Origin of the sequence: Virgifigura deserti, assembly GCA_003576685.1 — a bacterium.
GTDB classification, from domain to species: Bacteria; Pseudomonadota; Alphaproteobacteria; order Dongiales; family Dongiaceae; genus Virgifigura; species Virgifigura deserti.
In genome coordinates, this window is record QOZR01000003.1 from 185545 (window position 1) to 208747 (window position 23203).

The 23203-nt window shown below is 64.7% G+C and carries 25 protein-coding genes; 9 read left to right on the plus strand and 16 right to left on the minus strand.

All coding sequences use genetic code 11. The features are described 5' to 3' along the window. Positions 1-36: 36 nt before the first annotated feature. The 3 genes from sucD to DT069_RS06480 all read right to left on the minus strand — a co-directional run bounded on the left by sucD (position 37) and on the right by DT069_RS06480 (position 2642). A complete protein-coding gene (sucD, locus tag DT069_RS06470) occupies positions 37-909 on the minus strand; it encodes a succinate--CoA ligase subunit alpha (protein ID WP_119459475.1) in 873 nt (290 codons plus the stop codon). Beyond that, complete coding sequence (sucC, locus tag DT069_RS06475) at positions 909-2114, minus strand: ADP-forming succinate--CoA ligase subunit beta (RefSeq protein ID WP_119459476.1); 1206 nt, start codon at positions 2112-2114, stop codon at positions 909-911. Before sucC ends, sucD begins: the two co-directional genes overlap by 1 nt. Before the next feature lie 330 nt (positions 2115-2444). Beyond that, positions 2445-2642, minus strand: coding sequence for a hypothetical protein (locus DT069_RS06480; RefSeq protein ID WP_119459477.1), 198 nt, complete (start codon positions 2640-2642; stop codon positions 2445-2447). A gap of 264 nt (positions 2643-2906) precedes the next feature. Here DT069_RS06480 and DT069_RS24565 point away from each other — a divergent pair, with 264 nt between their 5' ends. Continuing rightward, positions 2907-3056 (plus strand): hypothetical protein, encoded by a 150-nt coding sequence (locus tag DT069_RS24565; RefSeq protein WP_162913017.1) that lies wholly within the window; start codon positions 2907-2909, stop codon positions 3054-3056. A gap of 77 nt (positions 3057-3133) precedes the next feature. Here the strand turns inward: DT069_RS24565 and DT069_RS06485 are convergent, their stop codons facing one another. The 5 genes from DT069_RS06485 to DT069_RS06505 form a co-directional block, all read right to left on the minus strand. Further along, positions 3134-4141, minus strand: a complete 1008-nt coding sequence (locus DT069_RS06485; protein ID WP_119459478.1) for a CAP domain-containing protein — start codon at positions 4139-4141, stop codon at positions 3134-3136. Positions 4142-4202: 61 nt separating this feature from the next. After that, positions 4203-4964 (minus strand): PRC-barrel domain-containing protein, encoded by a 762-nt coding sequence (locus tag DT069_RS06490; protein ID WP_119459479.1) that lies wholly within the window; start codon positions 4962-4964, stop codon positions 4203-4205. Between the two features lie 166 nt (positions 4965-5130). Next, positions 5131-5496, minus strand: a complete 366-nt coding sequence (locus DT069_RS06495) for a cupredoxin domain-containing protein (protein WP_162913018.1) — start codon at positions 5494-5496, stop codon at positions 5131-5133. 182 nt (positions 5497-5678) lie between these two features. Beyond that, the gene (locus DT069_RS06500) at positions 5679-7697 is read right to left on the minus strand and encodes a protein-L-isoaspartate(D-aspartate) O-methyltransferase (RefSeq protein ID WP_119459481.1); all 2019 of its coding nucleotides are present in this window, start codon (positions 7695-7697) and stop codon (positions 5679-5681) included. Between the two features lie 129 nt (positions 7698-7826). Further along, entirely contained in the window at positions 7827-8837 is a 1011-nt protein-coding gene (locus tag DT069_RS06505; RefSeq protein WP_162913019.1) for an AI-2E family transporter, read from the minus strand. A gap of 501 nt (positions 8838-9338) precedes the next feature. Between DT069_RS06505 and DT069_RS06515 the strand changes: the two genes are divergently transcribed. After that, positions 9339-9707 (plus strand): PQQ-dependent sugar dehydrogenase, encoded by a 369-nt coding sequence (locus DT069_RS06515; RefSeq protein WP_162913020.1) that lies wholly within the window; start codon positions 9339-9341, stop codon positions 9705-9707. A 2-nt stretch (positions 9708-9709) separates the two neighbouring features. Here the strand turns inward: DT069_RS06515 and DT069_RS06520 are convergent, their stop codons facing one another. Together DT069_RS06520 and DT069_RS24570 are read right to left on the minus strand one after the other, a co-directional pair. Next, entirely contained in the window at positions 9710-10618 is a 909-nt protein-coding gene (locus tag DT069_RS06520) for an MBL fold metallo-hydrolase (protein ID WP_119459485.1), read from the minus strand. Between the two features lie 9 nt (positions 10619-10627). After that, a complete protein-coding gene (locus tag DT069_RS24570; protein ID WP_162913021.1) occupies positions 10628-10798 on the minus strand; it encodes a hypothetical protein in 171 nt (56 codons plus the stop codon). A 123-nt stretch (positions 10799-10921) separates the two neighbouring features. Between DT069_RS24570 and DT069_RS06525 the strand changes: the two genes are divergently transcribed. Then, entirely contained in the window at positions 10922-11113 is a 192-nt protein-coding gene (locus DT069_RS06525) for a DUF3309 family protein (RefSeq protein WP_425450054.1), read from the plus strand. A gap of 119 nt (positions 11114-11232) precedes the next feature. Beyond that, complete coding sequence (locus DT069_RS06530; protein WP_119459486.1) at positions 11233-12405, plus strand: zinc-dependent alcohol dehydrogenase; 1173 nt, start codon at positions 11233-11235, stop codon at positions 12403-12405. A gap of 7 nt (positions 12406-12412) precedes the next feature. On the opposite strand, the gene DT069_RS06535 is transcribed toward DT069_RS06530, so the two are convergent. Further along, on the minus strand, positions 12413-13183 hold the full coding sequence (locus tag DT069_RS06535; RefSeq protein WP_425450055.1) for an SRPBCC family protein: 771 nt from the start codon (positions 13181-13183) through the stop codon (positions 12413-12415). 58 nt (positions 13184-13241) lie between these two features. Further along, positions 13242-13742 carry a Mut7-C RNAse domain-containing protein gene (locus DT069_RS06540; RefSeq protein WP_119459487.1) on the minus strand — a complete coding sequence of 167 codons (501 nt, stop codon included), beginning with the start codon at positions 13740-13742 and terminating at the stop codon, positions 13242-13244. A 173-nt stretch (positions 13743-13915) separates the two neighbouring features. Here DT069_RS06540 and glgX point away from each other — a divergent pair, with 173 nt between their 5' ends. Continuing rightward, positions 13916-16162: a glycogen debranching protein GlgX gene (gene glgX / locus DT069_RS06545; protein WP_119459488.1), complete on the plus strand. Its 2247-nt coding sequence runs from the start codon at positions 13916-13918 to the stop codon at positions 16160-16162. Between the two features lie 24 nt (positions 16163-16186). Here the strand turns inward: glgX and DT069_RS06550 are convergent, their stop codons facing one another. Continuing rightward, positions 16187-18091: an AI-2E family transporter gene (locus tag DT069_RS06550; protein ID WP_119459489.1), complete on the minus strand. Its 1905-nt coding sequence runs from the start codon at positions 18089-18091 to the stop codon at positions 16187-16189. A 148-nt stretch (positions 18092-18239) separates the two neighbouring features. On the opposite strand from DT069_RS06550, the gene treZ reads away from it, so the two are divergent. The 4 genes from treZ to DT069_RS06570 all read left to right on the plus strand — a co-directional run bounded on the left by treZ (position 18240) and on the right by DT069_RS06570 (position 21861). Further along, on the plus strand, positions 18240-20162 hold the full coding sequence (gene treZ, locus DT069_RS06555; RefSeq protein ID WP_425450056.1) for a malto-oligosyltrehalose trehalohydrolase: 1923 nt from the start codon (positions 18240-18242) through the stop codon (positions 20160-20162). A gap of 126 nt (positions 20163-20288) precedes the next feature. Next, positions 20289-20720 (plus strand): DUF4383 domain-containing protein, encoded by a 432-nt coding sequence (locus DT069_RS06560; RefSeq protein ID WP_119459490.1) that lies wholly within the window; start codon positions 20289-20291, stop codon positions 20718-20720. A 123-nt stretch (positions 20721-20843) separates the two neighbouring features. Beyond that, positions 20844-21332, plus strand: coding sequence for a DUF2231 domain-containing protein (locus DT069_RS06565; RefSeq protein ID WP_425450057.1), 489 nt, complete (start codon positions 20844-20846; stop codon positions 21330-21332). A gap of 292 nt (positions 21333-21624) precedes the next feature. Further along, positions 21625-21861 (plus strand): hypothetical protein, encoded by a 237-nt coding sequence (locus tag DT069_RS06570; RefSeq protein WP_119459491.1) that lies wholly within the window; start codon positions 21625-21627, stop codon positions 21859-21861. 25 nt (positions 21862-21886) lie between these two features. Here the strand turns inward: DT069_RS06570 and DT069_RS06575 are convergent, their stop codons facing one another. The 3 genes from DT069_RS06575 to DT069_RS06585 all read right to left on the minus strand — a co-directional run bounded on the left by DT069_RS06575 (position 21887) and on the right by DT069_RS06585 (position 23192). Next, on the minus strand, positions 21887-22132 hold the full coding sequence (locus DT069_RS06575; protein ID WP_425450058.1) for a DUF6522 family protein: 246 nt from the start codon (positions 22130-22132) through the stop codon (positions 21887-21889). A 74-nt stretch (positions 22133-22206) separates the two neighbouring features. Beyond that, positions 22207-22935, minus strand: a complete 729-nt coding sequence (locus DT069_RS06580; RefSeq protein ID WP_119459493.1) for a phosphoadenylyl-sulfate reductase — start codon at positions 22933-22935, stop codon at positions 22207-22209. An 11-nt stretch (positions 22936-22946) separates the two neighbouring features. Beyond that, positions 22947-23192 (minus strand): DUF2849 domain-containing protein, encoded by a 246-nt coding sequence (locus DT069_RS06585; protein ID WP_119459494.1) that lies wholly within the window; start codon positions 23190-23192, stop codon positions 22947-22949. Positions 23193-23203: the final 11 nt, after the last annotated feature.

Here is a 23203-nt window from a genome sequence, read left to right on the forward strand (position 1 = left end):
GGGGGAGGGAGGGGGCCGTGGGCCTAAATCCCTTTGCTAGTTCAGAACGCGCATCATCGTCGCCCCGATCTCGGCCGGCGAATCGGCGACGGCGATGCCGGCGCTGCGCATCGCCTCGATCTTCTCAGCGGCGCTTTCGCCGCCGCCGCTGACGATCGCCCCGGCATGGCCCATCCGTCGCCCCGGCGGCGCCGTGACGCCGGCGATGAAGCCGACGACGGGCTTCTTCCGCCGGGACTCCTTGAGGAACGCGGCCGCCTCCCCTTCCGGGTTGCCGCCGATCTCGCCAATCATGATGATGCCGTCGGTTTCATTATCGGCCAGGAACAGTTCCAGGCAGTCGACGAAGCTGGTGCCGTTCACCGGGTCGCCGCCGATCCCGATCACCGTCGACTGACCGAGCCCGACGGCGGTGGTCTGGGCCCCCGCCTCGTAGGACAGCGTACCCGAGCGGGAGACGATGCCGATCCGGCCCGGCCTGTAGACATAGCCCGGCATGATGCCGATCTTGCACTGGCCGGGCGTGATGACGCCGGGGCAGTTGGGACCGACGACCCGCGTCTTCGAGCCTTTGAGCTCGCGCCGGATGCGCGCCATGTCATGCACCGGGATTCCGTCGGTGATCGCAATCACCAGCGGCATCTCGGCGTCGATCGCCTCGAGGATGCCGTCAGCGGCGACAGGCGGCGGCACATAGACGACGGAGGCGTTGGCCCCGGTCTCGGCCATCGCCTCGGCGACCGTATCGAACACCGGCAGGCCGAGATGGGTCGTGCCGCCTTTGCCGGGCGTCACGCCCCCGACCATCCTTGTGCCATAGGCGATCGCCTGCTCGGAATGAAAGGTGCCTTGCGTTCCGGTGAAGCCCTGGCAGATCACCCGCGTTTCGGAATTGATGAGCACGGCCATCACGCAGTCTCCTTCACAAGCCGAAGAGCGCCCGTCCCTTGCGAGCTGCGAACCGCGTGGACGATCTTCTGCGCCGCGTCGGACAGTGTCGCCGCGCTGGTGATCGGAACGCTCGACTGGCCTAGAATCTGCCGGCCGAGCTCGACATTCGTGCCTTCGAGGCGAACGACGAGCGGCCGGTCGAAGCCGACCTCGCGGGCCGCCTCGACGATCCCCTCGGCGATCGAATTGCAACGCATCATGCCGCCGAAGACATTGACGAGAATGCCGCAGACCGACGGGTCGGACGCAACCAGCCGGAAGGCGGTGGCGACCCGCTCCTTCGTCGCCGCGCCGGCGATATCCATGAAGTTCGCGGGCTCGCCGCCATAGAGCTTGATGATGTCCATGGTCGCCATGGCGAGACCGGCGCCGTTGACCATGCAGCCGATATTGCCGTCGAGCTTGACGTAGTTGAGGTCGTGTCTCGCAGCTTCGAGCTCGAGCGGATCGCTCTCGTCGTCGTCGCGCAGCTCCTCGATCCGACGGTGACGGAACAGTGCGTTGTCGTCGAAGCTCACCTTTGCGTCCAGCGCCAGCAGATCACCCTCCTCCGTGACGACCCAGGGATTGATCTCGATCAGGCTGGCGTCGAGATCGGTGAAGGCCCGATTCAGCGCCGTCAGGAACTTCGCCGCCGCCGAAAGCTGCCGATCGCGAAGGCCGAGTGCGAGCGCGATCCTGCGGGCATGGAAGGGCTGCAGCGGCGTGGCCGGTGGCAGCGTGAGGGTGAGGATCCTGTCGGGCGTCTCCGCGGCCACGGTCTCGATATCCATGCCGCCTTCGGTCGACGCCATCACGGTGACGCCACCGCTCTTGCGATCGACCAGCATCGCCAGATAGAGCTCGCGCGCGATGGCGCAACCGCGCTCGATATAGACCCGCTTGACCTCCTTGCCGTCCGGGCCGGTCTGATGCGTGACGAGCCGCATACCCAGCATCCGGTCGGCCGCGGCGGCGACCTCGCCGAGCGAGCGCACCACGGCGACGCCACCGGCCTTGCCGCGCCCGCCGGCATGGATCTGCGCCTTGACGACCCAGATGGAGCCGCCGAGCTCGGCGGCGGCGGCCTGCGCCTCCTGCGGCGTATGGGCGACATCGCCGTCGAGGACGGCGACGCCATAGCCACGCAGCAACTGCTTGGCCTGAAACTCGTGGATGTTCATCTGCGCTTACTCCCTTCTTCTCGACCTGCGATACGCCGATGAGTCGCCGTCGGCGTGACGCTTTGCAGACAAAGGCGCACTGCCGCGGTACCGGTTTGCCGAAGATTGGAAGATTGAATCGGGCATGCCGGGTTCCGCCGCGATCAAGCGCCTTGAAGACTGAAGACGAAGGCGCCTCCGGAACCCTGTCAGAGGCCGATAGCTCGAACTGCCCCGGAACCCTGTCGGGGACTCGCTATCCGATGAAGACTGTATGGAGAGGGAGTCCGCGCCGCAACGGCGAACCGGGCCGCAACGCTAGGACTAATTGTCGCACGGGTCAGAAGAAAGCTACTCCACCCTCTCCGCGACGTCTTGGTGCGGATGGCGGCGATCGCCGCGCTGATTGCTTTTCCGCGCATAGGTGATCATCGCCGCCGGATTCTCGTGCTTGACCTTCAGCGCGGCGATCAAGGCGTCTTCGGCCTCGACCGTCACGACCTTGGAGTTGCCGTTGATGTTCATTCCGACCGTGTAGTGCTGGCTCATCGCGACTGGCTCCCTTGCGGCTGTCGAAGCGTCTCGAAGCGGCATGTCGCGGCTCATGCCGCTCTATTGGATATAGGTCTCGCTCGCGTGGCGTCTCCGTCATCCCGCCGATGCCCGACGCCTTGCCTGGCACCTCCATCGGCGGAAGCGACATGTTCGGCCAGATATCGGTTCGGTCTCACCCAAGCACAATGGCAAGTAGGTCTTGGATCTTTTCTCGACCGCTGACGTTTGTACTATGCTGATAGTCAAAGGAGGCGTGGAATGCGTTTCATTTGGATCGCAATTGTTGCTCCACTTGCATTGGCGGCATGCGGCACCGACGAGGATGTGGTCGTAGTTCCGGATTCTGACGATGACGCTGTCATTACGGATCCGGATTCGGATGATGCTGTTGTCGTAGACCCGGAATAGAGTCTGGAAGCCGCCGACACGTCGCTTGTCGTGGACGGAGCCGGGCCGAGACATACGCGCCTATCCCCAGCCTCGCGCTAATCGCGGCGGCCGAAGACCGCGAGGGCGGTCTTTCGCCCCTGCCCGTCTGCCGTAAGGGCAAAGCCGAGATGCGTATAGTCGGGATTCACCAGGCGGGACCGGTATTCCGGATTGTCCGTCCAGGTCTGCTCGAAGAATCGAATATCGGCCTCGGTCGGCCGGGTTCCGCAACCGCCGCAGGTCGCGGCGATAACGGCAAGCTCGTGCCAGCGCTGCCGCGGTTCCGGAAGCGCGCGGTAGAGCGCATCGGTGTCCATCGGAACATCCGCCGCGCCGTTCATCCGGGCGACGGATTGCAGCAATGTCTCCGCTGCGGTGGTGAGCGCCGGACTCGCCTGCAATGGCGGTACCTCGTTCGCCTGCCGCACGCGATTGATCAGGTCGAGCGCGACGGCGGCGCGGTCGGCCCGCGGCAACGGTTCCGCCGGGGCGCCGTCCGCCATCCGCGAGCAGCCCGGACCGGCGAAGGTCTGAACGGCGTATCGCCGGCCATTCCGCGCCACGATGCTGAAGCCGAAGGATCGGAGTTCGGGATCGAGGATGTTGGCGCGATGCCGCGCGCTGTCCATCCAACCCCCATGGAACCGGCGGACGGTCTCCTCCCTCGACGCCGCGCTGCATTCCGTACAGCGTGCTATATTCTCGGCAACCTTGACCCATTGATTGCCGCCCGCGGCGACAAAGCGGTCCAGCACCGTCTCGCCTTCCGGCGATTCATGAGCGAAGTAGTCGCGGGACAGCATATCCTCGGCATGATGTTGCGCCGCCTCCGTTAGATCTTCATTCCGCTCCAGCGGCGCGAGATTCCTTTGCCGACGCTCCCCATTCACGAGCTCAAGGGCAAGCGTCCTCAGGTCGTCGAGCGACGACGCGCCCAGTCCGGCGGTCGGCGGCAGCACCGCCAGCAGCAGGGCGAAAAGCCACCAGCGCGCCGGTGGTCCGGATCGCCAACCTGCCGCGCCCGAAAAAACGGCTCTCACCATGATTTCCGTTCGTTGCAGCATCGCACGATTCGACGAGAAAGAGAGCGCAGCCGCGCCCTCTCCTCGCCTTGTCGCCAGAGCGTCACTCGGCGGTTTCGCCTTCCTCAACCTCGGCTACGGCGCCGCCCTCCAACTGATCGTAGTCGAAGATGCCGAGATCGGCGACTTCGTCCTCGGTGTAAGGAACTTTGTAATAGTCCAAGCCGGGATCGAACCCGCCATCATAACCGTAATAGGGCCAAGCATAGGGGCCGCCGACGCCATAGGTCACGTCGGGCTGAACGACGACGGCCTGAATCTCGCCCTGCTGGCTGATGATGACGTCGTCCACCCAGCCGTAGCGCACACCCTCGTCGAGCGCGGCGTAGTCGTCGATCAGCTCGGTAATTCGCCAGCTCCTCGGCCCGACGGACTCGCCTTCGACATCGCCGAAGAGGCTGTAGCTCTCGATGTTCTCATCGTCGAACTCCACCTCGACCCGATCCGGGCTCACGATCTCCGCATTCTGCCATGGGTACGTGAAGTGGGCGTCGCCGATATCCAGGAAGCCGCCGGCCTCGATCACCAGTTCCTCCACTTGGCCGTCGGGATTGACGACGAGATCCTCGACCTCCCCGATCTCCTCGCCATCCTCGTCATACACGTCGGCATCCAGGAAGTTCTCTACGCTCCATCCCGCATAGAGGTCGCTGTAGTTCCAGGTCGTAATATCAATTGGGTCCTTCGAGGCGGTATTCTGAGCCTCGGAACTCTCGGTATCCTGCGCCTGTGCGGGAGCGAAAGCGAACGCCACGAGCACCGTTGCGATAGCCGTCGTCGTGCTCAAAAAGTCGAGTTTCATCATGTTCTCCTCATTTTCATGGAGAGAAGCCGCGCAGTCTCGCACGGGTTCGGAATGGCGGCTCACAGCGAGATCTCGCACCGCCTATGCCTATTCAACGGAGAGGCGCCGCTGCAGTTCCTAAAAATGTCACAGACGGCAGAAGGGGCGACCTTTGAAGACGAGGCAGTCAGGCCGCGGGCTCGACGGTGATCGTCCCGATCATGCCCATGCCTTCATGCGGGATGCAGACATATCGATAGGTCCCCGGGGTCGTGAAACGGCGTCGGAAAACCTCGCCCGCCGGAATCTCGCCGGAGTCGAACGGCTCCGCTCCGGGCGGCAGCCGCACATCATCGGGATTGCTCGCTCGAGCCGGATCCACCGTGATGGTGTGGGTGAAGAAGGAGGTGTTGCGCCACTCGACGGTGCCGCCTGCCGGCAGGGTGATTTCGTCTGGGCTGAAGTTCAGCCCGTTGGTCATCTCCACGACGGCCGCGATATCGGAGGGCGGCGGCTGGTGAGCCGGTCCGCCCAGGCCGCACGCGCCGAGCATCAGAAGCGAAGTGACCCAGATGCAGAATGCGCGACACGAAACAGGCGTCGGCCATGCTGAACGACCGCTCGACATCCGCCTCTCCCTGGCTCCGATACGGTAGCGATCCTATTCCGAACCGGCCGACGAGGATAGCGTCGGCGGTGAGGCGTACTCCGAAATTTCCCAGTGGTCCCCGGCGGTCAGAGTCCGAACGGATAGGTTTCCGGCATCCCTTCGACACGGGTCGCGGATAGCGGCTCGACGGCGCGGGTCTCGTCGAACCAGATATAGGCATCGAACTGACGCGGCAGCGACGCCTCGAAATAGTGGCTCCAGAGTTCCGTCTCGGGTCGGTAGATGACGCCGATGGCCCGCTCCAGCCGCGACTGGAGCAGTGCATATTGCAGCTCTTCCCGGCCTTCTGCCCGGAAATCGAGAAGGAAGCGGCCCGGACCGGCCTCGTGACAGAGCCGCTCGTAACTGTCCTCATGTGACGGACGCACACGCTTGACCTCCATGGGGCCATCCCAGTCCGTCGCCGCCGCGACCGTGCCGTGGTCGGTGCCGAATCCGACCAAGAGAGCCGCATCGCCGAACCGCTCCCGGCAAAGTTGGCCGATGTTCAGCTCGCCGCGGGCAATGCCCATCTCGGTCGCCGCGGCGTTGCCGATATGCGAGTTGTGCGCCCAGACGACGGCCTTGGCAGTGGTATTATGTCCCCGTGCTGCAAGCACCGCCTCGAGCGTGTCGAACATATGACGGTCGCGCAGGTTCCAGGACTCAGCGGAGCCGCGATACATGACGCGATAATACTGCTCCGCCGACGCCACGAGACGCGCGTTCTGCTCGGCGTCGAGGAAGCTCTCGCTGTCGCGGTGCAGATAATCGAGCCGCTTCCCAAGCAGGTCCTGCAGCATCGACGTGACCGCCGCCTCGCAGGTCTCGAACCCGCGAGTCAGCGCCGCCCGGCCATAGGTTGCCGGATCGCGCTGCCAAGGGGTGAGGCAGCCATAGCGCTCACGCGCGACCCGCGCGGTTTCCGGATCGACCTTATCGAGATAATCGAGAACAGCCTCGATTGAGGCGGCAAGGCTGTAGAGGTCGAGGCCATAGAACCCAGCCTGCCTGGCCGGGTCGTTGACGTCCTGATTGTATCGGTGCAGCCAGTGAACGAAGTCCTGCACGTCGGTGTTCCGCCACATCCAGGTCGGGAAGCGGGAGAAAGCCGGCTCCTCCGCAGGAGAAGGCGCGCGACGGCGCACATACTGATCGATGCGCGCCGCGTCGGGCCAGTCGGCCTCGACTGCGACGGTGGTGAAGCCATGCTCCTGGATCAACCGCCGTGTGATCCGCGCCCGGGTGCGATAGAACTCTGAGGTGCCGTGCGTCGCCTCGCCGATCAGGACGACGCGCGCATCGCGCAGCCGGTCGGCAAAGCGGTCGATCTCCGCGCTGTCGATTTCGGCGAACGGCTCCGCCGCATCGCGGATCAGCGCGACGGGGTCGAGCGTCTGGCGGGTGGTGGTTTCGGCGCGAGCGGTCGATTGCGGCGGATCATCGTTCGGGTCGTCCTTGGCCCAGCCCTGCTCGCCGATCAGCGGCACGAAGGCGACGGAGCCAAGATCCTCCGACCGGTAATCGTCCTCGCCGGTTCGCCGGACCCTCAGGAGCGCCTGGCGACCGAGTCGGCCGCCGACGGGAATGATCAGCCGCCCGCCGATCCTGAGCTGCTCGCGGAGCGCTTTGGGCACGTCCCGTCCGCTCGCCGCGACGAGGATCGCGTCGAACGGTGCCTCCTCGGGCCAGCCAAGCGAGCCGTCGCCGATGCGGCTGCGAATATTGTCATAGCCGAGCCACTCGAAGCGCCGGCGCGCACTCTCCGAGAGACCTTCATGCCGTTCGATCGTATAGACCTCCGCGGCGATCCGGCTGAGGACGGCCGCCGAATAGCCGGACCCCGTACCGACATCCAGCACACGGTCCGCGGGCCCGACTGCAGCGGCGGCGATCATCTCGGCAACAACTAGAGGCTGCGAGATCGTCTGGCCCTCTTCGATCGGCAGCGGCGAATCGTCATAGGCGAATTCGGCCAAGCTTTCGGTCACGAAGGCTTCGCGGGGCACGGTCCGCATCGCATCCAGCACCCGGGAATCGGTGATGCCGCGCCCGGCAATTTGCCGCCGGACCATCTGCGCACGCGCCGTTTCGAAATCGACCATATCGGCAGACTCCGGAGCAAGCGCCACGGCCGTCCTACGCTTCTACACAGCGCCGCGGCAACCCGTCTATCCAGTTGCACTATCATCGAAAACGGCAGATGCGGCGGATGGTTCCGGAAGCGCCCGGCCTCACTTCCGTGGCGACTCCTCGTCGGACCGGTCACCCAGAATGTCATGGATATAGACCATCTTCGTGACCACCAGCCCGACGACCGCAAGCGGCGTCGCCAGAGCCACGCCGGCGATCCCGAAGAACACGCCCAGCAGGACCTGCACCGACAGCAGCAAGGCCGGCGGCATCAGCACGGCGCGCTGCTGAACCAGTGGTGTCACCAGATAGCTCTCGATCATCTGGATAGCGAAATAGAGCAGAAAGACATAGAAGAGCTGCGACGATCCCTGCGCGAAGGCGGCGAGCAGCGCCAGTGCGCCGGCAATGATCGGCCCGATATAGGGAATGAAGTCGAGTAAGCCCGTAAGCACGCCCAAGGCCAGAGCCCAGGGCATGCCGATCAGCCAAAGGCCGACCGCCGTCATCGCGCCGACAACCAGCATCGAGATGAACCGGCCCAGCAGCCAACGCCGCAGCATGTGGGCGATCTCCTCCAAGACCTCGACCGCACGCGGGCGGTGGCGCAAGGGAAACAAGCGAACGATGCCGGTCTTGTAGAGATCCGGGCTTGCCGCCGTGTAGATCCCGATGAAGAGGATGATCGCGATCGACCCGATCGCGCCGATGAACGAGTAGGCGACTCCCAAAATGCGGTTCACGATCGACCGCAGATCCGCCGTTAGGTCCTGTGGTGACAGGCTGTCGAGGACTGCCCCGCCCCAGCCATGCTGGGAGAGAAAGGTCCGAATGCGGTTCGCCGCCGTCGTGAGGCTGCTCCCGAGTTGATCCCACTGCCCAGTGATGTTCGGCGCGAGCAACCACAAGCCGCCGCCGATGAAGATCGCGAGCGCAACCGACACGATGGCGAGTGCCCAGCCTTCGGAAAGCGGACTGTGCTGGTTCAACCAATGTCCCAGCCCGCCGAGCAGAATCCCGACCAGGACTCCGGCAAAGAGAGTCAGCAGAACAGTTCCGGCGATCCATAGGAGCAGAAGCAAGAGCGCGGTGATCGCGATCGCCGCGAGCATTCGGGCGGCCGAACTGCCATCCCCCCGTTTGGCACTCGAAGCCGAGGCCTCCCTTGAAGGTGACGTCGCTGATGGCGGACGGTCGGACCGGGCGTCATGCGGAGATGTCATTCGGCCGTTCACCCCCTCTCCGACGCCGCAGCCAAGCCAGGTGTGTTGCGGCCGCGCTCCCTTACAAAACAGGTCGTGCCGGAGGAAGGTTCCACTACCGATATAGCGCCGGAACCGTAACGCGATGGCTCATGTTCCAACAGTGATGAGACACCGAGGGACGCGCCCGGCAGCAGACCTAGGGGAAAACCGTCATGGGCCGCGAACAACGGGTTTTATGGTGTTCTTCGTGGCCGCCTCGGCGGCGGTTCCGGTACTGGCACAGAACGCGGCGAAGACAACCGACGTGGAGATCGTCGGGCATGTCTACGAGCCGGCCAAGCTCGAACCGACCGACGAGCCGCCGAGTGGTGCCCCCCACAGGAATGGGCCGAGCAAAGCGAAGAGCCAGTGCGGCTCCATACCGCGCGTAGCGCGCCGATGCAGATGACCTTCTATACCGGAACGCAGTTCCCGGAGGAATACCGAAACGATGCCTTCCTCGTGATGCGCGGCTCGTGGAACCGCAAGCCGCCGAGCGGCTATGAGGTTGTGCGCATCGCCTTCCAAGACGGCAAGCCGGTTGCCTTCGAGCCGTTCCTCACCGGCTTTCTGATCGAGCAGGAAGACGGCGCCCATGGGATGTTCGGCCGGCCGGTCGGGCTGGCGGCGATGCCGGCCGGATCGCTCCTGGTCGGAGACGATACCAACGGCGTGATCTATCGGATCGCCTATGGTCAGCCGGACGAGCCCGTCGCCGAGAGAGACAGCGACGAGTAGAGTCAAACCTGAAAGCGGTCGAAATCTCGGGCGACACTGACCCGAGGGAACGCGGCGGCGGCTTCCGCCTCGATATCCGCCAAGCGGTAGCGGCTGGAGATGTGCGTCAGATAGAGCCGCTCGATCCCGGCGGTCCTGGCGAGCCATGCCGCCTGCCCGATCGTCAGATGGCTGCGCGCCCGGGCCTTGTCGGCATCAGTATCGAGAAAGGTCGACTCGATGACCAGCGCATCGGCATCGCGGACATGATCGACCAAATCCTCGACGCTTTCGGTATCACCGATGACCGCGAGCCTCGCGCCCGGTTTTGCCGGGCCCAGCACATCCTCCGGATCGACATGTCGGCCATCGGGCAGGGTAACCGGCTCTCCGCCGGCGAGCCGGGCTCGCTCGGGACCGGACGGCACGCCGAGTTCCTCGAGCCGCGCACGAATCAACGGTTGATGCCGCCGCTCCTCGAAAAGAAAGCCGAAGCAGTCCGGCGCGTGGTGGCGGACGGGGAACGCGGTCACCCGGAGCGCCTCGCTCTCGTAGATCGGGCCGGACAGGACCTCGACGAACTCCAGGGCGAGCGGCGGCGGACCGGCAGGCCAGGTCACGTCGAGCAGCAACGTCCGGGCGAGGCGCAGCGCGGCGGCCCCGGCATGAATCGTGAGCCGATCCGTCGTTCGCCACAAATTGATCGTCCCCGCCAACCCGCCGAGGCCGAGGAGGTGATCCAGATGGCCGTGGGTCAGCAGCACACGGTCGAGCCGTCGAAAGCCAATGCCGCTCCTGATGAGCTGGCGCTGAGTCCCCTCGCCGCAATCGACCAGGAAGCGTTCCCCGCCCTGCCGGACCAGCAGTGACGAGAGTCCGCGCTCGGCGCTCGGTATGCTCGCCGCCGTGCCGAGAAACGTGACCTCGATCATACCGCCACTTCACGGGCGGCCCTGGCTCAGAAGCTTCTTGATCTCCGTAAGCTCGGCGCGCAGTCCCTCCAGCGCGGCGGCGATCCGCTCAAGGGCTTCCTGCCGATGCTCCTCGGGACCGGCGGGACCCGGATCACGGAGGTAACCTCCGGGCGGAGGCGGTTGGTCGGTATCAGACATCTTACTCTTACCCTGTCGGAAAACACGGGACGATAGGAACGGAACTCTCATTCCGCTGATCTTGTTCCAAGGTCTGTGACGCCGGCGGTGAAGGCATTGGATGCAATTGGCTAAAGAGGACTCATGCTGGGCTTCGGTCTCCTCACCATTCTGCTGATTCTCTGGTTCGCGATGATTCCGGTCTGGCCCTACAGCCGGCGCTGGGGTTTCTATCCGAGCGGCACCGCGTTCCTCGCGCTGGTCCTGCTGATCCTCATGATCTGGTTCGGCGTCCTGACCCTGCGGTTCCCGTGGAAAGCCTATGGCGCCGTTTGAGAGCCGGAGAATATGCCCGCCGGAACAAAGTCCGACACCGCCTGTTGTCAGGGAAGAGGTGGTCATGCTCGATGAAGGCTTTGCCTCAGGCCGATCCACCCAATAGCCCAGGAGGTTCGATGAAAGCGCTGTGCTGGCACGGAACCGGCGACGTCCGGGTGGACACCGTTCCCGATCCCGAGATCCTCAACCCCCGCGATGCCATAGTCAGGGTCACGAGCACCGCGATCTGTGGTTCCGACCTCCATCTCTATGACGGCTACATCCCGACGATGCGGAGCGGCGATATCCTCGGCCACGAGTTCATGGGCGAGGTGGTCGATGTCGGGAGGGAAAACGGGGCGCTGAAGAGAGGCGATCGCGTCGTCGTTCCCTTCACCATCTCCTGCGGCCGATGCTTCTTCTGCGAGAAGGATCTGTGGTCACTCTGCGACAACTCGAACCCCAACGCCGGGATGGCCGAGACTCTTTACGGCCAATCACCTTCCGGTCTTTTCGGCTACTCGCATCTGCTCGGCGGCTATGCCGGCGGACAGGCTGAGTATGTCCGGGTGCCCTTCGCCGACACCGGGCCGATCAAAGTTCCGGAAAGCCTGTCGGACGAGCAGGTATTGTTCCTGTCCGACATCTTCCCGACCGGCTACATGGCGGCAGAGAACTGCAATATCCAGCCAGGCGACACCGTTGCCGTCTGGGGCTGCGGCCCGGTTGGCCAGTTCGCCATCAAGAGCGCCTATCTGCTCGGCGCCGAGCGCGTCATCGCCATCGACCGCGTACCCGAGCGGCTGGAGATGGCCGAGGAGCAAGGGGGCGCGGAGACGATCGATTTCGATGCCGAGGACGTCCATGATCGGCTCATGCAGATGACCGGCGGGCGTGGTCCCGACGCCTGCATCGACGCAGTCGGCGTCGAGGCGCACGGGACCGGTAGCATCGACGCGATCTGGGACAAGGCAAAGGCCTCGATCTATCTCGCCACCGATCGCCCGCATGTGCTGCGCCAAGCGATTCTGGCCTGCCGCAAGGGCGGCACGGTATCGGTTCCCGGCGTCTATGGCGGGTTCCTCGACAAAGTCCCATTCGGGGCCGCCTTCGCCAAGGGGTTGACGCTGAAGACGGGACAGACGCACATGCACAAATATATGAAACCGCTGCTTAAACGGATCGAGAAGGGCGAGATCGATCCCTCCTTCGTGATCACGCACCGGCTGCGGCTCGACGACGCGCCGGCCGGCTACCGGACCTTCCGCGAGAAGCAGGACCACTGCATCAAGATCGTGATGCAGCCTTAAGGCTGGCTTACCAGCGGCCGGAGGGCTGCCCCTCGGTCGTGGGAATCTCGCCGGCTTCCATGAGCTGCTTGAGATGACGCAGATCGTCATGCGCCTGCTGTCCGGGCTCTTCCCGGAACAGCATGGCGACGCCCCGGCCGAGTGGGCCCATCGGCGGTTCGTAGCTCAACCGCACACGAATTTCGGTTCCTCGATCGCCCGGTGCGTCGCGAAACTCCACGACGCCGGTGTTCCGGATGTCCCCACCCTCGATCGAACGCCAGGCGATTCGCTCGTTCTCCCGCTCGTCCTCGATCTCGGCGTCCCATTCGACCTTGCGGCCAGCAGGCGCCCTCACGACCCAGTGGGAGCGTCGGTCCGACAGCGGGTCGATCCGTTCGATATGCGTCATGAAGCGCGGCAGGTTCTCGAAGTTCCGATAGAAGCGGTAAAGTTCGTCGCGCGGCCGCTTGATCGTGATGGACCGCTCGATATTGACCGCGCTGGACCAGCCGCGTTGATCGGCAATCTGCCGCTCCTCCGCATCGGGCGCGAGGCCGAGCGCCTGATAGGCGAACGAATGCCCGGTCGCGCCGCGCACCGCCAGCCACCCGCCAAGCGCCATCAGGCCGGTGCCAAGAGCGCCGCGGCGGCGCCAGCCGAGATAGACGAGCGCCCCCGCCCCCAGCAGCGACGCCAAGCGTTCCGCCCCGCCCATATTGACGTCCCAGAGCCCATTGGAGCGACGCGCGTACCGCGGCACCGGCGCGCCGCGGTTCGCGGCTGTCGTGACGGCCATTCCCTGTTCCTCCATCAATGTCTCTTGGCCTTAACACCGGGAGCCGGGAAGCGTTGCGTCACATTTGACGGGTTTCGTCGATCGTCTCCACGAAGTCGCTGTTCCGCCACCGTTCGAGCCTGTGGCGCATGCGGCGGACATGCCCGCCCGGCCAATAAAGCTTTCGGCATTGCGGGCAGCAGCGGAGATCGCCGCCTGTCGCGCGCGAGGTTTCCGGCACGGATTGCCAAAGCTCCGGCGAGACCGGCAGGAGCGGCATGTTGCAGTCGAGGCACCGGGTGAAGGGCCGGTATAGCCAATCGATCGCCCGCCGTTCTGTCAGCTCGGCCGCGCAGGCCTCGATCGTGCCGGCGCGGAGCAGAAGGACGCGGCCGGGCGCCTCGCGGAACTCGCCCAGCTTCCGGTCGCGCGTGACGACCAGCCGATTCTCAGCGACCGCCTGGGCGAGAAGCGCGCGATCACTTGCCGCCCCGCTAGCAATGGCGGTGTCGTAGCCAGCCGCCCGCAACCACCGGCCAAGGCGGATCAGCATGTGGTCGCAGAGAAACATGGAAGCCATATCGAACTATACAGCCTCCGGGTCCAGATGGTCCGATGCGCCGGGCCCGATGAACCGCAACGGCCCGATGAACCGCAACGGAACGTCTCAGGCAGTGCAAATGTTCATAGTCGGCGTTCCCTGCCGGCTCATCTCACGGCAAACGCGCGACATTACGAATTGGAGAGAAACTGATGAGCGCCAAGCCGAGCAAGCCTGAAACTCTCCGCCCGTCCCGCCTTCGCGAGGGGCTCCCGGTGCCGCTGGGCGCCACCTGGGACGGGCTGGGCGTCAATTTCGCCCTGTTCTCGGCGCATGCGACGAAGGTCGAGCTGTGCCTGTTCGACAATGACGGCCGGCGCGAACTGGAGCGGATCGAGCTGCCCGAATATACCGACGAGGTCTGGCACGGCTATCTGCCGGAGGCACGGCCCGGCACCGTTTACGCCTATCGCGTCCATGGCCCGTACGAACCGGCGGCGGGGCACCGTTTCAACTCCAACAAGCTGCTGCTCGACCCCTATGCGAAGGCGCTGGTCGGCGGGTTGCGCTGGTCGGACGCGCTGTTCGGCTATCGGATCGGGTCCTCGCGGGAGGACCTGTCCTTCGATCGTCGGGACAGCGCCGCCTGCATGCCGAAATGCCGAGTCGTCGACCCGGCCTTCACCTGGGGCACCGTTCAATCCCCGCGCATCCCCTGGGAGCGCACGATCTTCTACGAGACGCATGTGCGCGGCTACACCATGCTCCATCCCGCCGTGCCGCAGCAACTCCGCGGCACCTTTTCCGGCCTCGGCCATTATGAGGTGGTCGATTACATCAAGGCGCTGGGGATCACCTCGATCGAGCTGCTTCCTATTCACGCCTTTATCGACGATCGGCATCTGCTGGAACGCGGGCTTCGGAACTTCTGGGGCTACAACTCGATCGGCTTTTTCGCCCCCGATCCGCGCTATATGGCGACACCCTTCCTGAACGAGTTCAAGGAGATGGTCGCCCATTTCCACGAGGCCGGCATCGAGGTGATCCTCGACGTCGTCTACAATCATACGGCCGAGGGCAACGAGAGAGGACCGACCCTGTCCTTCAAGGGGATCGACAATGCCTCCTATTACCGGCTGATGCCGGACAATCCGCGCTATTACATCAACGACACGGGCACGGGAAACACGCTGAATCTCAGCCACCCGCGTGTGCTGCAGATGGTCACCGACTCCTTGCGTTATTGGGCGACCGAGATGCGGGTCGACGGCTTCCGGTTCGATCTGGCGACCATTCTCGCGCGCGAGCCTTATGGGTTCGACGAGGGCGGCGGCTTCCTCGACAGCTGTCGCCAGGATCCCATCCTGTCGCGCGTGAAGCTGATCGCCGAGCCTTGGGATATCGGCCCCGGGGGCTACCAGGTCGGCAAGTTCCCGCCCGGCTGGGCCGAGTGGAACGATCGCTATCGCGACACGGTGCGCGCCTACTGGAAGGGTGACGAAGGCAAGATGGCGGAGCTGGCCTCACGAATGGCCGGCTCCGGCGACTTTTTCAACCGGCGCGGCCGGCGTCCGTGGGCGAGCGTCAATTTCATCACCGCGCATGATGGCTTCACCCTGCATGATCTTGTCTCCTACAACGACAAGCACAACGAGGCCAACGGCGAGGACAACCGCGACGGCCACTCCAGCAATCACAGCTGGAACCACGGCGTGGAGGGTCCGACCGACGACCCAGAGATCAACGCGCTGCGCGAACGGCAGAAGCGCAACATGCTGTCGACGCTGTTGCTCTCCCAGGGAACGCCGATGATCCTGGCCGGCGACGAATTCGGCCGCACCCAGTCGGGCAACAACAACAGCTATGCCCAGGATAACGAGATCAGCTGGGTCAAATGGGAGGATATAGACGACGACGACCGGGACCTGATCACCTTCACGCAACGGCTCATCGCCCTGCGCCGCGCACTGCCGCTGCTACGGCGGGGCCGCTTCTTCACCGGCGAACACAATACCGAGCTCGACGTGAAGGACGTTACCTGGCTGACGCCGGCCGGCCTCGAGATGCAGACCGAGCAATGGAACGATCCGCAGGCGCGCTGTCTCGGCATGCTCCTGGATGGCCGCGCCCAGGCGACCGGCATCCGGCGGCCCGCGGCGGATACGACTCTGCTGCTCGTCGTCAACGCACACCACGATGTCGTGCCGTTCACGCTGCCGGAAGTGGCGGGCGGCGGCGAGTGGCTATGCCTGATCGATACGAATCTGCCGGAGCAGACCCAGCCACCCGGATTTTCGACGGGCGACGCCTATCAGGCAGCAGGGCGCTCGCTATTGCTGCTCGAGCTGAAGCCGGAGGGCCGGTCACAGCGGCCGATTCGCGCCGCCACCGAGGCGATCAAGGAGGTCGCGGATGAGCCGGCAACCTCGGAGCTCGCGATCGAGCCCACCGGGCCCTGACCCGGAACGGCGCTTTGCCGATCGTCAGACCGCAGATGAGCTTGGTACGTCGCCTGGCGCAGCGGTCTTCACCTCGGTTTCGACCTGCCTCACCCCCTGACGCAGAGAGGTCGCGAGCAGATCCGCCCCCATGGCCGCGATAACCTCCTGCGGTTCACCATCGGAAAGCTCGGCGTTCCAGAGTCCGACCATGAGCCGGACGTTCGGTCCGAAATGCTGGCGCAGGCGACGGATCAGCCGCCGGGCGTGCTGCACGGCCGCGGGATTGACATAGGAGAGACAGATCAGCGTGACACCGTCGCGCTCCAGCCGGGACAGCTTGCGGATGGAGACGACGTCGTTCGGCAGAACCTTGGCGCTTAGGCCGCGGCGCGCGAGCAGGTGTGCAAGCATCGCCGCGGCCGCCTCATCCAGACAGTTGCGCGCACCGATGCACAGGATGGGTGTCTCCTCGGAGGGCCGATCCACCGCCGCCGCCCCGTCATCCGTCGGACCTTCCGCCGTGATCTCTTCTTCCGCCAAGTAGTCGATCACCTCGAGGGCGTCCTCGGACACGCCGCGCACGGCCTCGCGATCCAGGCCGCCCCGCAGCCGATCCTGATCGGCGAAGCCCAGGGCGGGCACGATCACGGCGTCATAGACGTCGGCGAGCGGCTTGTCCTCGATGTACTCCTCAGCGAGTTCGGCCGCCTCGTCCGGATCGCGGGCCAGCATGCGCTGGTAGAACTTCACCTCGGCTGGCAGCGCCGGCTCATTGCCCAGCAGCACGTCGAAGAACTGGAGTTGCGGGACATGATGCCCGAGCACGACCAGACAGACCGTGAGCGGGGTAGCCAGAAGCAGGCCGATCGGTCCCCAAAGCATCGTCCAGAAGACGGCCGCGACGATGACCGCGACCGGTGACAGGCCGGTGCTCGAGCCATAGAGCCAGGGCTCGAGCACGTTGTTGCTGAACAGCTCCAGCATCAGGAACAACCCGATGGTCAGCAGCGGCATCGTCCAGCCGGAGTCGACGGCGAAGGACAGGGCGATCGGGAACAGGGCCGCGATCGCCGGACCGAGATAGGGAACGAAGCGGAGGACGGTCGCCAGCAATCCCCACAGAATCGGGTTGGGCACGCCGATCAGGTACAGCCCGACTCCGACGGGAATGCCATAGAGAATGTTGATGATCAGCTGCATCAGGAGATAGCGGCTGATCCGCTGCCCGGCATCGTCCATCGCCTCGGTCGTGCGGCGAACGTCGTGGGAGCCCACCAACCGGATGAGACGGTCCCGCAGATCCTCGCGCTGCAGCAGCATGAAGATGACGAAGACCAGCACGAGCCCGCCTGTCGTCAGTGGCCCGATGAGCGGACCGGTAACGTCCTGCAGCGCCTGGAGCGGCGGCGGCTCCGGTTCACGGACTTCGACCGGGACCGCTTCAACCACATCGAGCCGTCCCTCAGGCGTGGCCCGTCCGACCGTGCCCTCGACCGGGTCTTCCGTCGCCTCCTTGAGCTCCTGGTTGAGGTCCCGCAGCATCTCCGAGGTGCGCTCGACGACACCGCCGTCAGGAGCCGCCGCCTTCACGGAGCGGATCTTATTCCGGATGTTGTACTCGTAAGTCGGCAGATTGTCGGCCAGATCGACAATCTGAATGGCGACGACCGAGCCGAAGCCGATCAGCAGCGCAAACAAGAGCAGAACGACGGCGAGGACCGAAGGCACGCGCCCCAGCCCCCATTTGCGCAGACGGATCACGAACGGGGCGAGCGCAAAGCTGACCAGGATCGCAAGGGCAAGCGGGACCAGGATTTCCTGACCGAAATAGAGCGCCGCCACGATCATCGCGATGATCGCGACCATCACGGTCGGCGAGAATGCGGCCTTCGTCGGACTGACCCGGGCTGGTGGCATCCGCAGAGTCGACGTCAGGTCTCTAGCCATGGCGGTGCTCCCGGAACGGCATCCGAATAACAAACGCCAGCTTGGTCCGATTGATCCAGACAACGCGTCGATGCTGCGGAAAGGCGGCCGGAAACCTTCTACCGCCGGCCGTGTTGTACGTCGATTATCACCACGAACGAGAACCGCCGTGGTTGAGAATGCCGCCTCGCCGTCTCCTGCGGAGCGCGAGGACTCCTCGCAACGGACTCTGCCGGTCGGCGCCGAAATTCTGTCCGATGGCGGCGTGCACTTCCGGGTCTGGGCGCCACGCCGCCGTCAGGTCGCAGTGGTCACCGAAGGCGACACCGTGACGCTGGAAGCCGATGGTTCCGGATACTTCGCCGCCTCGGTCCACAGGGCGAAAGCCGGCACGCTCTACCGCTTTCGCCTGGACGACGATGATCGGCTCTATCCCGATCCCGCCTCCCGCTGTCAGCCGGAGGGGGTCGACGGACCCTCGATGCTAGTCGATCCACGCAGCTTTCGCTGGACGGACGGCGACTGGCGCGGCGTCGGTCGTCATGACCTGGTTCTCTACGAGTTGCATGTCGGCACCTTCACCCACGAGGGAACCTGGGAGGCGGCCACGCGCGAGCTTCCGGAACTCGCGTCGCTGGGAGTCACGGTGATCGCGATGATGCCAGTGGCTGAGTTTTCCGGCCGATTCGGCTGGGGCTATGATGGCGTCGGTCTGTTCGCGCCGACGCGGCTCTACGGCAGCCCCGACTCGTTCCGCCGGTTCGTCGACCAGGCGCATGGTGCAGGCATCGGCGTCATTCTCGACGTCGTATACAATCACCTCGGGCCGGCCGGGAACTATCTGAAGGATTTCAGCGTAGACTATTTTACCGATCGGTATGAGAACGAATGGGGCGAGGCGATCAACTTCGACGGCCCCAATTCCGGCCCGGTGCGAGAGTTTTTCCTTAGCAACGCGCGCTACTGGATCGAAGAATTCCATCTCGACGGCTTGCGCCTCGATGCCACACAGCAGATGTTCGACCGGTCGTCCGAGAACATCGTCGCTGCCGTGGCGCGCGTCGTACGGGAGACGGCGCCGGGGCGATCCACGCTGATCATCGGCGAGAACGAGCCGCAGGACGCGAAGCTGGTTCACTCGCCGGCTGCGGGCGGCTACGGGCTCGACGCCGTCTGGAACGACGATTTCCACCACAGCGCCATGGTCGCGCTCACCGGACGCAGGGAGGCCTATTACACCGACTATCTGGGCAACCCGCAGGAGTTCGTGTCGACCGCCAAATGGGGCTTTCTCTACCAAGGGCAGCGCTACAAATGGCAGAACCGGCGCCGCGGAACGCCGAGCCTCGACATCGAGCCGGCAGCGTTCGTGAACTACCTCCAGAATCACGATCAGGTCGCCAACTCTGCGCGCGGCCGGCGTGTCCATCTCCTGACCAGTCCTGGTCGCTATCGGGCGATGACGGCGTTTCTGCTGTTGGCGCCGGGTACGCCGATGCTGTTCCAGGGACAGGAGTTCGCCGCCTCAACGCCTTTCACCTATTTCGCCGACCATGACCCGGGACTCGCCGCCGGAGTCCGCAAAGGCCGCCGGGAGTTCCTGGCGCAGTTTCGCAGCCTGAAAGCGCCGGAGATTGCCGGCGCTCTTCCAGACCCCGGCGATCCCGCGATGTTCGAGCAGTGCAAGCTGAACCTGTCGGAGCGAGAGAGCCAGGGCGAGATCTACGCACTGCATCGGGACCTGCTTGCACTGCGGCGAAATGATCCGGTTTTCAGCGCCCGCATAGCCGGCGGCATCGACGGCGCCGTTCTGGGGCCGGAGGCTTTCCTGCTGCGCTATTTCTTCCACGACCGAGACGGCGACCGACTCCTGATCGTCAATCTCGGCCGCGACCTGCATCTCGACCCGGCGCCGGAGCCGCTTCTCGTCCCGCCCCCGGGCGGCACCTGGACGATCCTATGGTCGAGCGAATCGCCCGACTATGGCGGCCGCGGCACCGCACCGCTCGAAACGGAGGAGAACTGGCGGATTCCCGGCCAGGCAGCGGTCGTTCTGAGAGCAGGAGAGCCGGAAGAGCAGACTGCCGAATAAAGCTGCCGCGTGATCGCATCCGATCCGCCTGCACTGCCGGGAACAAAGAGCGGACATGCTTGTTTGTTCAGGAAGACATCCCTTGTCGACCTGGAAGACAGTCAGCCGAGCTGTCGAGGAGTACTTATGCAGACACGCTACTTCGCTCTCATCATGGGGATCATCTTCCTTGTAGTAGGCATCGCGGGGTTCATTCCGGCCCTGGTCACACCGGCACCAACCGAGGGTATGGCCGTTGATGCCATGCATGGGCGGCTGTTCGGGCTGTTCCCGGTCAATGCACTGCACAACCTCGTTCATGCAGCCTTCGGCATCTGGGGCATCGCCGCATATCGAAGCTTCACCGGTGCCCGCACCTTCGCCAAAGTGACGGCAGTGATCTATGCCATACTTCTGGTCATGGGATTCATTCCCGTCCTCAACACGACGTTTGGGCTCGTCCCGCTCTACGGCCATGACATTTGGCTGCACGCCCTGATCGCGATCGCCGCCGCCTACTTCGGCTTCCGTGCGGTTGATCGCGAGGCCGAAGCGGTACCGGCCGAGGGTCGGCGCTGAACCCAAGACGAGTCGCGGCAGCAGACACGCAACGAGCCGCATCTCGAGCACCTCATGCGTCCTACTTTGAAGCCGCCGCCGAGTCTCGTTGCGGCACTCGGCGGCGGCAGAAGAGGAACCGCCATGGCTCATCGGCATACGGACCCGGCGCCAAGCACGGCTGCGATCCGCAGTCACCCGATCCACCCGATGCTGATCCCCTTCCCTCTTGCATTCCTGGTCGGCGTCCTGTTGACCGATCTCGCCTACTGGGCAACATCCGATCCCTTCTGGGCCCGCGCTTCGCTTTGGCTCGTCGGTGCCGGTGTCGTCTCTGGCCTCATCGCGGCCGCGTTCGGACTCGTGGACTTCTTCACAATTCGACGGGCTCGCGACCATGCAATAGGCTGGATTCATTTCCTCGGGAACGCCACGGCGCTGATCCTCTCGCTGGTGAACTGGCTGTTGCGGTTCGACGACCCGGCGGCAGCCATCCTGCCCTGGGGTCTGCTGCTTTCCGTGATCGTCGCGGCCATTCTCGGCGTGACGGGATGGGCCGGCGGCGAATTGTCCTACCGCCACAGAATCGGGGTGATGCGGGAACCCGATTCGGATCTGGGGGGCCGTCTCTGATCGGCGCCTCGTCCCGTTTCCCGCGCGGAAATCCGATTTCGCGCAGCGGGAATCTTCGGATAGATCCTGCGGGGTCGATTGTAGATGCGCCGCTTCATGCCTATTTGAATCTTATCGGCCGTTCTCGGGTCGGCCTGCTTTCCACGCTCCGGTCGAGCGCCGAACCCAGTTGCCCTCCCTGGAAAGTTCGATTCGGTTCGTCGGGCGCCACGCGTGTGTCCCGCCGCCGAGATATCCCAAGTGTCCGACGCCTCTCGCGAGGGCCGCGAAGCAACAAACGGAAGGCAGACCGATGAATATCCTGGAGCAGCTTCCAGCCATGGACGACCAACAGCTGGCGAACCTTCGCGATAATGCCGAGCGGCTGTCGGCGAACGGCGATGACAAGCAGAAATCGGCCGCCGTCCTCATTCTCGAAGCGGCCAGGCAGGAGATCGGCACCCGCTCCGCAGCGAAGCGTAAGGCCGCCGCCGAACGGAAGGCTTCGACGGCCAAGGCGGCAAAAGCGGCCCGTGCCAAGGCCGTATAGAGGGCCGATACCTTAGAGCCGCGGCTCAGGGTGCCTTCCGATCTACTCCATCTGCATTCAAGATCATGCTGAATTCGCGGGCGCGATAGCGGAAGGTCAGTCGGATGCGGCCGGCGTCTTCGCCAACGCCCGTTTCCGTTACCTGAAAGACGAGGCCGCGCCGCAATTCCTCCATGAAACGCTCGGGCGTCAGCCCAAGCCGCGGCGCGATGGCTACGGCATCGACCACGAATTCCCTGCTCTCGGACGCGGATGCGGTCGGACTGGACATGGCATCAGGCGAAAATTCCGGCGGCCGCGTTGGATCGCCCTATCACTATAATTTGGGCTGCACGGATGCCCGGATCAATGAATTCCGCATTCGGTCTTCTCAAGTCCCACCCAGCGCCCGGCACGCACCGCCTCGCCGATTGCGACGGGACGCGTGCAGGGTGCGCAGCCGATCGAGGGATAGCCCTCGTCGACAAGAGGATGCGGCGGGAGCCTGTGAGCACGGAACGCAGCCGCCACCTCCACCGGCGTCCACCGGGCGAGCGGATTGATCTTGACTCGCCCGTCGACCGCTTCGACGGTCGTCAGCGCCGAGCGCTCGCCGCCATGGAACCGTTTGCGCCCGGTGATCCAGGCCGGGAAGCCCTCAAGCGCCCGCTCGAGCGGCAGAACCTTGCGCAGATGACAGCAGAAGCCGGAGTCCCGCTGCCACAGCTCGTCCTCTGGACCACCGACCGGATCATGCTCTGCAAGCTGCAGGGGGTCCGGCTCGATCGAGCGGACATCCGTTAGCTTCAGCCGATCCATGAGGATATCGCGGTAGGTCAGTGTCGCCGAAAAGTGCTTGCCGGTATCGAGGAAGATGACCGGGGTCGCCGGGTCCACGGCGGCGACAAGGGTGAGGATCACTGCGGATTCCGCGCCGAAGGAGGAGACGACGGCGATCCGACCCGGAAACTCCCGCTCGATCATGTGACGGAGCAAATCCGGCGCTGCGAGATCCCCATAGCGGACCGCCAAGTCCTGTGCCGCGGCGCCGGCATCCCACGACTGCGGCGCTTGTGGTCGGGCAATTGAACGCATAGCGGACACACTCAGTAGGCCCAGTAAGCCGCGCAAACCGTCGATTCCGGCTCTGCGTCGGTCTCGCCTGGCGCGTCCGCCTTCCGTGCCGGCCGGCCGCAACCCTCCTCGGCCGCCTCGATCACGGACGGCGCGCCGGCCTCCGCGGTCGGAACCGCACGGCCCTCGTCGACCGATTCCGAACGGCCGCCGTCGGCCGCAAGATAGACCGCCACTCCGTCGCAGAGCCGGTTCCTCGTGATGATCTTGAGCGTCATGCCGAACCTTC

Excerpts from the sequence above, each read along its gene's own strand:
- sucD (WP_119459475.1), bottom strand. The coding sequence starts at position 909 with ATGGCCGTGCTCATCAATTCCGAAACGCGGGTGATCTGCCAGGGCTTC.
- sucC (WP_119459476.1), bottom strand. The coding sequence starts at position 2,114 with ATGAACATCCACGAGTTTCAGGCCAAGCAGTTGCTGCGTGGCTATGGC.
- DT069_RS06480 (WP_119459477.1), bottom strand. The coding sequence starts at position 2,642 with ATGAGCCAGCACTACACGGTCGGAATGAACATCAACGGCAACTCCAAG.
- DT069_RS24565 (WP_162913017.1), top strand. The coding sequence starts at position 2,907 with ATGCGTTTCATTTGGATCGCAATTGTTGCTCCACTTGCATTGGCGGCA.
- DT069_RS06485 (WP_119459478.1), bottom strand. The coding sequence starts at position 4,141 with ATGCTGCAACGAACGGAAATCATGGTGAGAGCCGTTTTTTCGGGCGCG.
- DT069_RS06490 (WP_119459479.1), bottom strand. The coding sequence starts at position 4,964 with ATGATGAAACTCGACTTTTTGAGCACGACGACGGCTATCGCAACGGTG.
- DT069_RS06495 (WP_162913018.1), bottom strand. The coding sequence starts at position 5,496 with ATGCTCGGCGCGTGCGGCCTGGGCGGACCGGCTCACCAGCCGCCGCCC.
- DT069_RS06500 (WP_119459481.1), bottom strand. The coding sequence starts at position 7,697 with ATGGTCGATTTCGAAACGGCGCGTGCGCAGATGGTCCGGCGGCAAATT.
- DT069_RS06505 (WP_162913019.1), bottom strand. The coding sequence starts at position 8,837 with ATGCTCGCGGCGATCGCGATCACCGCGCTCTTGCTTCTGCTCCTATGG.
- DT069_RS06520 (WP_119459485.1), bottom strand. The coding sequence starts at position 10,618 with ATGATCGAGGTCACGTTTCTCGGCACGGCGGCGAGCATACCGAGCGCC.
- DT069_RS24570 (WP_162913021.1), bottom strand. The coding sequence starts at position 10,798 with ATGTCTGATACCGACCAACCGCCTCCGCCCGGAGGTTACCTCCGTGAT.
- DT069_RS06525 (WP_425450054.1), top strand. The coding sequence starts at position 10,922 with ATGCTGGGCTTCGGTCTCCTCACCATTCTGCTGATTCTCTGGTTCGCG.
- DT069_RS06530 (WP_119459486.1), top strand. The coding sequence starts at position 11,233 with ATGAAAGCGCTGTGCTGGCACGGAACCGGCGACGTCCGGGTGGACACC.
- DT069_RS06535 (WP_425450055.1), bottom strand. The coding sequence starts at position 13,183 with ATGGCCGTCACGACAGCCGCGAACCGCGGCGCGCCGGTGCCGCGGTAC.
- DT069_RS06540 (WP_119459487.1), bottom strand. The coding sequence starts at position 13,742 with ATGGCTTCCATGTTTCTCTGCGACCACATGCTGATCCGCCTTGGCCGG.
- glgX (WP_119459488.1), top strand. The coding sequence starts at position 13,916 with ATGAGCGCCAAGCCGAGCAAGCCTGAAACTCTCCGCCCGTCCCGCCTT.
- DT069_RS06550 (WP_119459489.1), bottom strand. The coding sequence starts at position 18,091 with ATGGCTAGAGACCTGACGTCGACTCTGCGGATGCCACCAGCCCGGGTC.
- DT069_RS06560 (WP_119459490.1), top strand. The coding sequence starts at position 20,289 with ATGCAGACACGCTACTTCGCTCTCATCATGGGGATCATCTTCCTTGTA.
- DT069_RS06565 (WP_425450057.1), top strand. The coding sequence starts at position 20,844 with ATGGCTCATCGGCATACGGACCCGGCGCCAAGCACGGCTGCGATCCGC.
- DT069_RS06570 (WP_119459491.1), top strand. The coding sequence starts at position 21,625 with ATGAATATCCTGGAGCAGCTTCCAGCCATGGACGACCAACAGCTGGCG.
- DT069_RS06575 (WP_425450058.1), bottom strand. The coding sequence starts at position 22,132 with ATGTCCAGTCCGACCGCATCCGCGTCCGAGAGCAGGGAATTCGTGGTC.
- DT069_RS06580 (WP_119459493.1), bottom strand. The coding sequence starts at position 22,935 with ATGCGTTCAATTGCCCGACCACAAGCGCCGCAGTCGTGGGATGCCGGC.
- DT069_RS06585 (WP_119459494.1), bottom strand. The coding sequence starts at position 23,192 with ATGACGCTCAAGATCATCACGAGGAACCGGCTCTGCGACGGAGTGGCG.